The sequence below is a fragment of the Pseudomonas sp. Pseusp88 genome (assembly GCF_047303955.1).
GTDB lineage: Bacteria > Pseudomonadota > Gammaproteobacteria > Pseudomonadales > Pseudomonadaceae > Aquipseudomonas.
Genome location: NZ_JBGLYM010000007.1, coordinates 208,714 through 221,996, shown reverse-complemented (window position 1 = coordinate 221,996; position 13,283 = coordinate 208,714). Strand labels below are relative to the sequence as shown.

The 13,283-nt window shown below is 55.6% G+C and carries 13 protein-coding genes; all 13 read left to right on the top strand.

Going from position 1 to position 13,283, the window contains the following annotated elements:
* The first annotated feature begins 26 nt into the window (after positions 1–26).
* The 13 genes from ACCD02_RS12355 (at position 27) to ACCD02_RS12295 (ending at position 13,186) form a co-directional block, all read left to right on the top strand.
* The gene (locus tag ACCD02_RS12355; RefSeq protein ID WP_413301729.1) at positions 27–1,214 is read left to right on the top strand and encodes a DUF4214 domain-containing protein; all 1,188 of its coding nucleotides are present in this window, start codon (positions 27–29) and stop codon (positions 1,212–1,214) included.
* Positions 1,215–1,422: 208 nt separating this feature from the next.
* Positions 1,423–3,429, top strand: coding sequence for a DNA topoisomerase III (locus ACCD02_RS12350; protein ID WP_413301727.1), 2,007 nt, complete (start codon positions 1,423–1,425; stop codon positions 3,427–3,429).
* Between the two features lie 936 nt (positions 3,430–4,365).
* Positions 4,366–4,737 (top strand): hypothetical protein, encoded by a 372-nt coding sequence (locus tag ACCD02_RS12345; RefSeq protein ID WP_413301725.1) that lies wholly within the window; start codon positions 4,366–4,368, stop codon positions 4,735–4,737.
* 83 nt (positions 4,738–4,820) lie between these two features.
* Positions 4,821–4,997, top strand: a complete 177-nt coding sequence (locus ACCD02_RS12340) for a hypothetical protein (RefSeq protein ID WP_413301723.1) — start codon at positions 4,821–4,823, stop codon at positions 4,995–4,997.
* Between the two features lie 257 nt (positions 4,998–5,254).
* Positions 5,255–5,566, top strand: a complete 312-nt coding sequence (locus ACCD02_RS12335; RefSeq protein ID WP_413301721.1) for a hypothetical protein — start codon at positions 5,255–5,257, stop codon at positions 5,564–5,566.
* A gap of 352 nt (positions 5,567–5,918) precedes the next feature.
* Positions 5,919–6,476, top strand: a complete 558-nt coding sequence (locus ACCD02_RS12330) for an STY4534 family ICE replication protein (protein ID WP_413301719.1) — start codon at positions 5,919–5,921, stop codon at positions 6,474–6,476.
* Between the two features lie 108 nt (positions 6,477–6,584).
* The gene (locus ACCD02_RS12325) at positions 6,585–6,929 is read left to right on the top strand and encodes a hypothetical protein (protein WP_413301717.1); all 345 of its coding nucleotides are present in this window, start codon (positions 6,585–6,587) and stop codon (positions 6,927–6,929) included.
* 15 nt (positions 6,930–6,944) lie between these two features.
* Positions 6,945–7,130, top strand: a complete 186-nt coding sequence (locus ACCD02_RS12320; protein WP_413301715.1) for a hypothetical protein — start codon at positions 6,945–6,947, stop codon at positions 7,128–7,130.
* A 72-nt stretch (positions 7,131–7,202) separates the two neighbouring features.
* On the top strand, positions 7,203–7,967 hold the full coding sequence (locus tag ACCD02_RS12315; protein WP_413301713.1) for an ABC transporter substrate-binding protein: 765 nt from the start codon (positions 7,203–7,205) through the stop codon (positions 7,965–7,967).
* Between the two features lie 62 nt (positions 7,968–8,029).
* Positions 8,030–8,641 (top strand): DUF3275 family protein, encoded by a 612-nt coding sequence (locus tag ACCD02_RS12310; RefSeq protein WP_413301711.1) that lies wholly within the window; start codon positions 8,030–8,032, stop codon positions 8,639–8,641.
* A gap of 70 nt (positions 8,642–8,711) precedes the next feature.
* Complete coding sequence (locus ACCD02_RS12305) at positions 8,712–9,302, top strand: hypothetical protein (RefSeq protein WP_413301709.1); 591 nt, start codon at positions 8,712–8,714, stop codon at positions 9,300–9,302.
* 62 nt (positions 9,303–9,364) lie between these two features.
* Positions 9,365–10,822: a DUF6094 domain-containing protein gene (locus tag ACCD02_RS12300; protein ID WP_413301707.1), complete on the top strand. Its 1,458-nt coding sequence runs from the start codon at positions 9,365–9,367 to the stop codon at positions 10,820–10,822.
* 108 nt (positions 10,823–10,930) lie between these two features.
* Positions 10,931–13,186: an SNF2-related protein gene (locus ACCD02_RS12295; protein WP_413301706.1), complete on the top strand. Its 2,256-nt coding sequence runs from the start codon at positions 10,931–10,933 to the stop codon at positions 13,184–13,186.
* Positions 13,187–13,283: the final 97 nt, after the last annotated feature.

The following is a 13,283-nucleotide window of genomic DNA, read 5'->3' as shown; positions in this document are numbered from 1 at the left end:
TCTCATGCGCTAAAAGGATTTCGATGATGAGCACCCTGACCCTTGACCAAGCTAAAGCTATTGTGGCGGCGGCAACTACTAAGTATTACGCTGCCAGCGACAGCTATAATACCGGCAACCATTCATTCCTTTACTCTACAATGGATTTGAATGCGCAAATTGGTGACACACCAGAACAAAACGTTAAAGAAATGACAGCCGATATACTGTTCTTTGCGGCTTATTCCAACCCCTCATTGTTTCCTGGCTACACAGCAACTTTAGGGGTAGGCCAAGCAACCAAGTTTGTGGAAAGCCTTCCATCGAGCATGGTGGTCAACTTCCTGTACCCGAATGGTTCGGCGGCAGATAAGACCGCAATGATTGCCGCGCTTGATGCTGGGCAAATCAGCAAAGAAAACTTCACATTCGGCTTGGCCAAGCTGGGCACCACCAACACCGCCCCAACACTGGCCGACGTAATCAAAGCTGCAACAACAGAAGGCCTGACTGCTACCTACCCTGATTCCGGCCTTCACGTTCCTGGCGTCACCTCAGCGCAGCAAGACTTCGTCGTGGCCCTATATGATTCTTCCTTCAGCCGGGCACCTGAGTACAACGGCCTCGTATATTGGGCGAACAAGCTGAACGTTGAACTGGGCTATGGCACAGATCAAACCACCGCATACGCTGTTATCAGCAAACAGATGTACATTGATGGCAAGGGCAACGGCGAAGCCGGTACTTCTTTGGGTGACAGCGCATACGTCAACTTTGCCTACCAGAACATTCTCGGGCGCACTGGCGATGCAGCTGGCGTCTCGTACTGGAACGACAAGCTGGCTACAGGCGCGGTCGACCGTGGCACCTTCGTTGCGAAGTTCGTCGGCGACGCTATCAACAACGCGGGTGACAGCGATTTCCTGCAAGCACGTATCGCAGTGTCGAAGTACGCAGCCCAGGCGCATGTGTCTGGACCAGGCGCACCAGGTATCGATCTGCATGCAGTCATCCAGAACGTATCTGACGCTGCTTCAGCAACTGCTGCAATCAATGCGATCATTCAAAAATATGGCACTGCTGCTTCACCGCATGCACTTGACGCAGTGATGGCCAGTTGGACCGATGCCCCGGTAACCGCGTCAGCCCAGGACGCGACTGTTTCAACGGCTGTCGAACTAACAGGTACTGCAAGTCACTCAACAGCCTATGACGCATTCGGACTCGCAGCCTGAAGACTTATGCTTCATCCTCCAGCCGCGTCAATGTCAGGGTTTCTCTTCGAATGTGTTCGAGAGAAGCCCTTTTCATTTTTGGCTTAACAAGTCAGCCCTCCTCCAAGCATAACCCTACCGTATCTCAGTAACGGTTAACTGAGGCACGTTCCAGATCGCCATGCGACGGTTCTCCCAACAGCTCACTGTTGAATCATTGGAGAATCGAATGCGCCTCTTCTTGTGCGAAAAGCCCAGTCAGGGCAAAGACATTGCAAAAGTCTTAGGAGCCACGCAGCGCGGCGATGGCTGTTTCATCGGAAGTGGCGTTACCGTCACTTGGGGCATTGGCCACCTCCTCGAAACTGCGCCTCCAGAAGCCTATGGCGATCACTTCAAAACGTGGACCTTGGAAACACTGCCCATCCTGCCGGTATCTTGGCAGGTGGTGGTAAAACCTAAAACTTCCAGTCAGTTCAAGGTCGTGAAAAAGTTGCTCAAAGAGGCCAAGCATCTGGTGATCGCCACAGACGCAGACCGCGAAGGTGAAATGATCGCGCGTGAGCTGGTCGAGTTCTGCGGATACCGTGGCCCGATTGAGCGCCTCTGGCTGTCAGCCCTGAACGACGCATCCATACGCCAGGCTCTGTCCAGCCTGAAGACCGATGCCGAGACTCGGCCGCTCTATCACTCAGCCCTGGCTCGCTCCCGTGCCGATTGGCTGATCGGCATGAACTTCACCCGCCTGTTCACGCTGCTGGCCCGCCAAGTTGGTTTCAGTGGCGTGCTTTCAGTGGGCCGTGTCCAGACTCCGACGCTGTGGCTCGTGGTGCAGCGTGACCGGTCAATAGCGTCATTCGTGCCTGCCCCCTTCTGGAACGTATCTGTTCAGTTGCATGCAAACGGACAGGTCTTCAGCGCTGACTGGATACCAGATCAAACCGTCGTGGACGATGAAGGTCGCTGCGTCGACCAGCGCCAAGCTGTGGCAGCTCAGCAGCGGCTCACGGCTGGCAAAACCGCCATCGCAATCACAGTAGAAACCGAGCGAAAACGTGAACCCCCTCCCCTGCCATTTGCACTCAGCTCGCTTCAGGAAGCATGCTCGAGCAAATTCGGATTCGGGGTTCAGGAAACGTTGAACATCGCCCAGGCGCTCTATGAGACGCACAAAGCTACGACCTATCCACGCACCGACACCGGCTATTTGCCTGAAAACATGTTTTCCGACGTTCCCGCGGTGCTCGCCGCGCTGCGCCGAAGTGACCCGGCACTTGGACCAGTACTGCAGTCGCTAAATCCTGCGCTGCGCTCCAGAGCCTGGAATGACAAAGAAGTTGTTGCTCACCACGGCATCATACCGACGACTGAAACGCCGAATCTCTCTGCAATGTCGGACAAAGAGCGAGCCGTTTACGAGCTAATCAGAATGCATTATCTGGCACAGTTCCTCCCCAATCATGAGTACGACAGGACATCTGCTGAATTCGATTGTGAGGGGCTGACCCTGCAAGCCGTCGGCAAAAGCATCGCTGTGATTGGCTGGCGATCCCTGATCACAAGCTCGGATGATGAAGAGGGCAAAGAGGGTAAGTCACGCTCTCAAGTACTGCCTCCGCTGCAAAATGCTTCCCGGTGCCAGGTGCAGGGTTCGGAACTCAAGGCGCTGAAAACCCAACCTCCAAAGCCTTACACCGAGGGCGACCTGGTCAAGGCTATGAAGCAGGTTGCCAAGTACGTGACAGATCCGCGACTGGCACAAAAGCTCAAAGAGACCACCGGCATCGGCACTGAAGCAACCCGGGCAAGTATCATTCAGGGATTGATCGACCGAGGTCATCTGGAAAAGAAAGGCAAGTCACTGCGCGCCTCCGAAAGCGGCACATCATTGATCGACGCCGTGCCGTCGGCACTGGCCGATCCGGGTACAACCGCGATCTGGGAACAGGCGTTGAGTATGATCGAGGCCGGCACACTGACCGTCGATGGATTCATCGAAAAGCAGTCAACCTGGATCACGAAGCTTATCCAGCAGTACCGTGGCACGACGCTGGCCATCAGAGTGCCCGAAGGCCCTCTGTGTCCGCTGTGCTCCTCGAAGACGACACATCGTCATGGCAAGAGCGGAGACTTCTGGGCTTGCAGTATCTACCCTGCGTGCAAGGGATCGGTGAACATCGAGGCGCTAAAGAAAAACACTTCCAAGACGTCCAAAGCTCGAACAACCCGGACATGAAACTGTTCTGAGAGCCCATCTGGCAGGGAGTTACGCGATATGCCACAATGCCGCCAACATCAGTTACACCCCGCTGGTTACTGACGGTCATCAGTGACGCCCTGGAGTCGTAGGCCTTGCTTACAGACGCCAAACCCAGAACACGCTTAGCATCGGGAAGGGCGTGTGGATTTTTGCGTGAATTCTCCCTGTGTCTCCCTGTCCTTCGCAGACACGCAGCCGTCTAACTCGTGAAAACGGGTTCAAAGGCACACAGAGTTCACAGAAGGTTCGGTGCATACTTGTCATAGGACCGCACAGGTGCTGCGGTCCGCTTTCTTCTGAAAAAACCTTCGAGCGGTAGCCTGGTCATTTAGTCCTCTGAATGACCAGGCTACCCTTCGGGGTTTGTTTTTCATTGCCGGAGCCCGCCGGTGAAAAAACGGGTGCCTTTTGTGCGCGAATGCGTGCCTTTTGATTACTGGCCCCAGCCACGACAACGGGCCAGGTGAAGTCGGTGAACCGTAGCGTATGGTCAATGCCCAGGGACCCACGCAACGCGAGCTCTCGCTCACAGGTGGCATCTTTCTCAGTTTCGCTGTATCACGTCGGCCGGGTGCGATTGAGGTTAATCGCCCTCGGCAGACTTCTCCTACCCTCCCCGCAACATGCCCCGCCTGCACCAGCCCTTCTGCTTGACAAAAAAATCTCTGTTTCACATTCTTAGGCCATGTTCCGCTGACGTTGTCAGCCACATGCCCGGGCAATCTGGATCTCATGATTGCGGTGCGTTTTCGCACAGATCCGACCCATAGTTCGCCACAGCATTCGGAGGCGCGAACGGTTGATCGGCTAATCCCGATTAATGAATGCACACTCATCGCTTCAACTCACCCAGCGGGGATCACTCCCCGTCCCGGGCTGTGTTTCTCCGCATTTCATTCCAGGAGAAACACCATGAGCGCATCTAGCTTCCGCTTCGGCTATTCCGTCGGCACTGCTGTACGTGAAATCTTCCGTGCAACTCGCACTACTGGACGGCCAACCCTGCCAATCAAGGCAAATACCGTTCGAGCCTTCCCTACACAGTCGTCGGCCTCCAGCGCTGCTGAACTCGAGGAAATGTGCCAGGTCCCTGCGATCGTTCGCTTTGATAAAGTCAATCTCAACGACTGGTTCAATCAAAACGTTCGTGAGTGCCAACCAGAACCTCAACCTGCTGCGAAAAAGCGTAAGCCGCGCAAAGTCTCTGCCCCTAAACCGGACGAGTCGAATCACGCGGTGATCGAGCAGCCCTCCCTTGGTTCGCTCGATGAGCTGATCGCCTAACCCCTGCGGTTTCACTCCATCTACCTGTCGGGAACCCTCCTGACAGGAAGGTTTCCCGACGTCGAACGCTAGCAGGGGATCCTATGAACACAGTCCAACATGCAGCAATCGCTGAAGATCTACGCAAAATTGGTACAACAGCGATTGCCGCCGCCATGGTCGGTATTTTTCTCAGTGACCACCGGTTGCTGACCGGTTGTGCCTTTGTCCTGGGTGTATTAACTTGGGCTATCGGCGTCTATCTCACACGCGAGGAATGATATGAGCCAGAACACTTTCGGTCTGATCATCCTGGGAGGAGTCCTTGTGGCCTGCTCCAGTATGGCAATCTGGGCTGAATGGCCCAACGTCAAACGTTGGTGCTCCAAGCATGGATTGATCCGTTAACACAGCGTAGCCATTCGGTCCGATTTCTTAGACCAGCGTATGAAACTCTTCCTACTCAACCACCCACGGGGAATACCTTCCCCCTGGGGTCGGTGTCTCCGTTCATCACTATTCGAACTGGAGATTCATCATGTCGCTCAGCAACCCATCACACATCGAAGCACGCGCCAATGCGCGTTTCACATGCGCGCTCGCAAAAATCAGCCAGATTCTCGATGTCCGAGTCGCCTTTGAAAAAGCGCAAATCGTCGGTGACGAGATCAATGGATTTGAATCTGAAATTCTGGCCCACATCGCTGGTAAAGCCGCTCAGCTCGCCAATCAACCGGGCGTTCCGGCGCTCTTCCAAAACGTTCCGGCCCTCAATCTGGCTTGGAATGAGGGCTGGAGTGCATCCATCAATGGCGGTGGCTGGTACGAAACTACCGACGATGAGGATTGAGCTCACCTTTCACACTAGCCCCTGACAGGGGCTTTTTTCTTTCTCACGGGGATTGACAAACCCTACCTGCCTTTCTCATTCTTAAGCCATGTTCCGCTGACGTTGTCAGCCACATGCCCGAGGTAGTCTGGATCTCATGACTACGATGCGTTCCCACGCATAGATCCCTTCCCGAAGTTCGCCACAGCATTCGGAGGCGCGAACAGTCAGTCGGTTTTTCCGATTGATGAATGCACAGTTCAACATTCGTGCTTTTGCACAACCTTTCGCTCTACCACCCACGCGGGGAATACTTTCCCCCACGGGCGAAGTTTTTCTCCGCTTTCTGTTTTTTCGAAACTGGAGAATCACTATGAGCAATTCTACTGAAGCCAAATACTTTGACCTGCACACCACTGGTATCGGTTATCTCAACCGCATCCGTGAGGTGACGCCCAAAGGTAAAAAAAGCATTCCTTTCATGGCCGTCACCATTGCCGCGTTGAAAGGCAAATCTGACGATGTCGAATACCAATACATCGACTGCAATGTCGTCGGCGCTGAGGCTGAAATGCTGATTCGCCGCTGCAAAGAAGCTGTCGACAACGAAAAGAAGGTCCTCGTGTCCTTCCGTATCGGTGACGTTTGGCCCGACATCTTCACTTACACCAAAGGCGATAAAGCAGGTCAATCAGGCGTGAGTCTGAAAGGTCGTTTGCTGTTCATCAGCTGGATCAAAGTAGACGGTGTCACTGTCTATGAAGCCAAACCGCGTGAAGAAGCCCCTACTTCCATCGTCGGTGAAAGCCAGCCAGTACCGCCTGCTGATGCTGAACCAGTCAACGAATCTGAAGCTGTTGCGGATTCGAAGCCTGAACCAGTTGATGATTCTGCAAAAGCAAAGCGCGCCGCTCGGCGTCAAGCTGCTTAAGTAATCAACTCAAGGCGCCCTCCCGGCGCCTTTTTTCTATCGCGAAACCCATACGGGGAATCATTCCCCCGCGGGAAATGGTGCCCCTGACTCTTTGAGGCAACCACCATGAATGCTCCTGCTTACACCGTGACTATCCACGGCCAAGCGCAGTACGAACATGCGGCTCCTGACTTTGGCGTTCATTGCGAAAGCGCTGAAGGGTCTATATCCAACCAGCCCTTCAGCTTGCTTTCAGATGCAGTTGCTGCAGCCGAAGCAGCCATCGCTACCGGCATCTTTCACTACAACCAAATGGCATTAGGGTTCTGCTGCCAGGGGGTATCCGTGCATGACGCATCGGGAGCGCTGATTTTCTCAGGCCTAGTCGCTGCATCCAGAGTGCAGTGGATCCCGCCTCGCGCCCAGCCACTTTTCAATCCAAGTCTCCAACTACTCAAACCTGCCCACTGATTAGGTACATATCACATGAAACTTTTTACCCTCTATGTTGGTTTTTTTGTCCTGTCGATCACGCTCTACGAGATTGGCAGCGGTACTTCGAACCACGTGATTTACCACGCCGGCATGGTTGCAACTTTCGCTTCCATCGTCGTAGCTACCCGTATCGTGATCAATTTGATGCGCGAATTGCGCAACTACACCTTCAGATAATCTGAACCATCCACTTCCTACTCGGGGGCAACGCCCCCGAGGGCTTGTCCCCTCTCTGAAACCGGAGAGATCATGAAAGCCAGCACAAACCCATTCACCCGCGGCTACACCCAATTGAGCTACCGGCGCGTCCTGCTGGTCACTTACGCCGACGACTGCCCACCCAGCTATCAAACCTTGCATGCATCGCAAGAGCATCTGCAAGATCACGAAATCCAGTTGTTCCCCTGCGTGTTCTGCGACAACTTCACTCTGATCCTTGAAGGGCAATCGGTTCCCGAGGAACTGAGTGAACAGTGCCAGAGCAATGGCCAGGTCAGAGACGTGCTGTATGAAGTTCGAGCCGTTGACGACGGCAAGCTCATTCATGTTGGTGACACTCCGACCGCAGCAGGCGCTCAAGCCTTGATAGATCTGTTGTCGTTCCAGACTGGCCACTACAGCCGCTCTTGGGAGATCAGTACTTCTCACCTCACACCCAGGGCATTTGAGCGCCTTCAACGCTTTGCTGAGTCAAGTACCCAAATCGGACTGGACTTCGAGTGCTTCCTGCTGACCGACAGCGACAGTGTCGGATGCAAGCTCTACAACACGCCGTGGACTGATGAAAATCTTCTGCCGACTGAAAACATCACAGCAGCTGAACTTCGACAGCAACAGCTCAACCTCGGACTCCCAGAGTCTTTGGTGAACGTCCTGTTTCTGGCGAGCCAGGCTGATGTTCGCTTCTTGGTATTCGATCCCAGCGCGCCGGTACTGGAAAACCTGCCACTGCTGCACACGGCTACAACACTCTCAATCGTAGGTCCCGTATCTCCGCACTCTTCAGCCCTTTGATCACTGCCTGTAAGGCCTCGACCTTACGAGGCAACGTGCGCCTTACAGCCTCAGGAGCACGCATGATCACCCTGCCCGGCCACCTGGCCATTCGTACAATCACCGGCCGCAACGGAGACTTCAATGTCGGCCGACTATCAACCTCAATCGGCGAGTTCGTCATCAAGGACGCTCTCCTGGAGCAATACACCGAAGGGAAGTACCGAGGTGATTTTGCAATCATCGAGATACGGCCTTCTTACTACACAACTGGCGGTCGTTTGGTCGTTGAGATTCGAGCAAGGCTGGACAGCATGACGCTGGAGGATGTGGAGAAGTTGTCCTTTGAAGACAACGCAGCCATCGATCATCAGATGCCAGATCCTGTCGACGAACCTGCGGCGACTACTCGCGCGCCCTCAAGGCCCAAAGCCCCTAAACCAGCCAGCGCTTTGGACTCGGACGCCCCCTTCGGCATGTCACCGGCAAAGCCGGCGGCGCATCAACAACCTGCTGTAGACGCAGATACCGAACTCTTCGGCGCAGTTTGGCCATTAGGCGATCAAGTGAAACTGGACTTCACCGTCGACCGGCAAAAACTGCGTCTGCAGTGCTTGCGTCTTGGCGAGCTCGGCTACGAGCTGGACTTCCGAAATCAGGTCTGGAATCAGCCTGGATCTAAACCTGCAGCATAACTCTCATCCACGTCGGGGCGACCAGCGCCTCGGCACTGGTCGTCTCTCTTCATCAGCACTGGAGGCGGCCATGGCCGAACTATTTACCCTGGAAGAGTTTCCAGACCTGTACCTGGACGCATGCGTTTATGACGAACAGCACAACCTGGTCTTTCTATCGGCTTGGGGTCGCGACACCGTACTGCAGGAGTTCCTTGCTCGGTTGACGCTGGGTAAATCTGAAGGCGGGATCGACCAATTCCACATTTCCATTGCAGGCCATCGCCTCACGATTTTTCCCAACACCGACCTGCTTGAAAAGCGGACTACACGGCAATACCCCGGCACGCTCTTTGGCAGCCTGTTGCATGTCTGGCTATTCGACAAGCGTTGCACCCAACCTGACGTAGCGAACTACTTCGCCTTTGCCCTGATGGGACAGGACGGTGATGTTCACCACAAGCTTTGGCCGCTGGTCATCGCCACCTGCCCCCTACCCCTGCTGACGCATTGGCAGAGGCCGGTGATGGACCTTCTTATCTCGCTGCAGATGCTTCAACCCCTCTCCGGGGTATTGGGCAACGTCTGCGCATGGCGACTCGCTATCGATATCGACGCACTGGAACCCGCTCTGGGCAACTTGATCCGCGACGACAGCCTGACGACTGCATCACTGACATAAACCATCCCCACCACCGCGGGCAGCATCGCTGCCCGTCATCCGTCTTCCTGGAGATTCACATAATGGCCCTGATGTTTTCGCGCCTGGCGCACAACTTTGCCAAAAATGGCTACTACCCTACCGATGAACAGACCCTGGAGAGGACATTGCAGGCCCTGACGCCTTCAACGTCTGGGACCATGCGTATTCTTGACCCTTGCTCGGGCGAAGGCACTGCCCTGGCAGAAGTCGCTCACGCGCTTGGTCGCGAGCACGTCCAGTCATACGCAGTCGAATATGACCGGGATCGTGCGCAACACTCACGAACGCTGCTGGACCAGGTACTACACAGCGACCTCATGGACACGATGATCTCCCGCCAGTCCTTTGGTTTGCTCTGGTTGAATCCACCCTATGGCGACCTGGTGGCCGACCATAGCGGAGCATCTCAGTACCAGGGAACCGGTCGGCGGCGACTGGAGAAACTTTTCTATCAGCGCTGTATTCCATTGCTGCAATACGGCGGCGTGCTCGTGCTTCTGGTGCCAAGTTATGTACTGGACGATGAGCTCTGCGGCTGGCTCTGCAACCACTTCACACACCTGCAGATATTTGCGGCTGTTGATCACCAGTTCAAACAAATGGTGATCTTCGGCATTCGCATACGCCGACAGGATCTAGGCCGCTCGAGCGAAGTCACGCACATGCGTAACCACTTGCGCGCAATTGGCAGTGGTGCTGTTGCAGCGCCAGACATTCCCGAGACATGGATGGGAGAGCCATATGCGGTTCTACCAGCCGGCAACGAGATTCAGCACTTTTACCGGGTAACGCTTGAACCAGAGCAATTTGCGATGGAGATCGGCAGGTTGAGTGGCTTGTGGTCGGAGTTTTCGTTGCACTTCGGCCGCAACGGCGTTGCTCAGCGCCCCCCCGTCAAAGCGCTGTCTCAATGGCACCTGGCCCTTGCTCTGGCGGCGGGGGCTATCTCAGGCGTCGTGACCTCGAAATCAGGGCGTGTTCTGGTCCTCAAAGGCAACACTTACAAAGAGAAAGCGCACAAAACCGAGTTCACTGAAGATGAACAGGGCAATGTCGTTGAGGTGCGGATCCTGACTGATCGTTTTGTGCCGGTGATCCGGGCATGGGACATGACGCCAGGTTCGGCAACCCGGGGAAGCGTTTTGACAATCAGCTCAGCGCCTGCACAGACGGCTGCGCCCAATGTCCCTGACGCGCCAGAACCACCTCCACCCGTCATATCGCCACGATTCGCTCTTGGCCAACTCGTTTCCACATCTTCCGTTCACCAGCTGGTGGAGGAAGGTCTTCTCAATCCGATGCCCTTTATCCGTCGGCACGCCCAGGGTGACTGGGGGGAACTGCCCGACGAAGACCGGCAAAGCAACGAACAGGCGCTGCAGTATGGCGACCGCTTGTTCTCCGCCTACGACACACACCTCGACGACGAGCCCAGGCTCTGGATCATCACCGAAGCGGATCGCAGCGTGACCACACTGTTGCTGCCTTCCGAATACTGACCTGCTTGCGCCCGGTCCGGGCGGCTCCGATTCACCACTCCCCAGGGTATGTCACGTACCCCGTCGGGTCTCGTGCATGCCCTGTTTCCCGACTAATGGAGAAACATCATGAACGACCTCGTAAACAACCTTCCTGGCGCGCAAGGCGCGCAACTGAACATCAGTCTGACCGACTTCATCGACGAATTCGGCGATGAACTGCTGGGCTCTCTCAACCGCTCGAACCCGCCTGTCTACACCGGCATCGCCAATCCGAATCGGGCTGCGGTGATGGGCTCACTCAAGCGTAACCCTTTCCCCGCCCAGGCCGATGTCGTCCAGGCTATCACCGCCCTGTTGCTCGACCGTAACGAGCAGGCCGGCGTCATCAATGCCGAAATGGGCACGGGTAAAACGATGATGGCCATCGCCACGGCAGCGGTGATGTTCGCCGAAGGCTATCGCCGCACCCTGGTCATCTGCCCTCCGCACCTGGTGTACAAGTGGCGGCGGGAGATCCTCGAAACGGTACCAGACGCCAGGGTCTGGGTCCTCAACGGGCCTGACACCCTGACAAAGCTGCTCAAACTCAGGGACAGTCTTGGCATCACTCATGACGGGCGCCAGGAGTTCTTTATTCTGGGACGTGTGCGCATGCGCATGGGGTTTCACTGGAGGCTCGCGTGCTGGCCCAGGAGAGCACTTGGGAGGCAGGTTTTTGCTGCATGCCCAGGCTGCGGCAAGATCCTGACTGACATCGAGGGCAATCGGATCACCACAGAGGAGTTTTACCGCGAGGAGCGCCGCCGGCGCTGCGAGCACTGCGCAAGCCCTCTGTGGACACTGATGCGCCCAGGACGAACCGATGCAGGCGAACGCCGCAATGTCATTCTTAAGTCGATGTGCCGAATACCGACCATTGGGCCGGTGCGCGCAGAACGACTGATGACCGACTTTGGCGAGGACTTCCTGGCCTCGATGCTGATCGACAACGTCCATGAGTTCATCAACCTGATGGACGCCCAGGGCAACTTTGTCTTCAGCGATCGGCAGGCCAAGCGGATGGAGCGCGCGATGGCCAACCTTGAGTTTGGGTTTGGCGAGGGCGGCTATCAACCGACCGAGTTCATCAAACGCTATCTGCCTCAGGGCTACTTCGATTTGTTAGTCGTGGATGAAGGTCATGAGTACAAAAACAATGGCTCTGCCCAGGGACAAGCCATGGGGGTTTTGGCAGCAAAAACACGCAAGTGTTTGGTGCTGACCGGAACACTGATGGGCGGGTATGCCGATGATTTGTTCTACCTGCTGTTCAGGATCCTGCCACAGCGCATGATCGAGGACGGCTATCGACCCAACCATCGCGGCAGCATGGCTCCCAGTGCAATGTCGTTCATGCGCGATCACGGTGTGCTGAAGGACATTTACACGGAGCGCGACGGCCAGTCCCACAAGACGGCCAAGGGCAAGAAACTGTCGGTACGCACGGTGAAAGCCCCAGGCTTCGGTCCGAAGGGCATTCATCGATTCGTTCTTCCATTCACCGTGTTCCTGAAGCTCAAGGACATTGGTGCCAATGTTCTTCCGACCTACCAAGAGGAGTTCGTGGATCTCCTCATGACTGACGAACAAGGCGCGGCTTACACCAAACTTGCCAGCAATCTCACAGCCCAGTTGCGACAAGCCCTTGCTCGTCGTGACACTACATTGCTGGGAGTAGTCCTCAATGTCCTGCTGGCCTGGCCAGATTGCAGTTTTCGACCGGAGACCGTGAAACACCCCCGCACCAAGGAGCTGCTCGCCTTCGTGCCAACGGTCTTCAGCGATGATGAGCTCATGCCCAAGGAACAGGCGTTGATCGATCTGTGCCGGCAGGAAAAGGCATTGGGCCGCAAGGTTCTGGCCTATACCGTTTACACAGGGACTCGCGACACCACGGCCAGGCTCAAACGTGCGCTGGAACAGGCAGGATTGAAAGTGGCCGTGCTGCGAGCAACAGTGGATACCACGCGGCGCGAGGACTGGATTCTCGACCAGGTAGACCGAGGCATTGACGTGCTGATTACCAACCCCGAGCTGGTGAAGACGGGATTGGATTTGCTGGACTTCCCGACCATCGTCTTCCTGCAGACGGGATACAACGTCTACACCCTGCAGCAGGCGGCACGGCGGTCATGGCGGATTGGGCAAAAGCATGCGGTGCGGGTGCTGTTCTTCGGTTACATCGGCAGCTCGCAGATTACCTGCTTGCAACTAATGGCAAAGAAGATTGCGGTCGCTCAAAGCACTTCTGGCGACGTGCCTGATTCAGGTCTCGACTCGCTGAACCAGGATGGGGATTCGGTTGAAATGGCGCTGGCCAGACAACTGGTGGGGGCTCAGTGAGGTAAAAGAGTCACTAAACAATGCCCGGTTCGCCGGGCATTTACTCTCCACATATATGTCAGTTGCATCCGACTTGAGCAGATCACTGCACATTTAT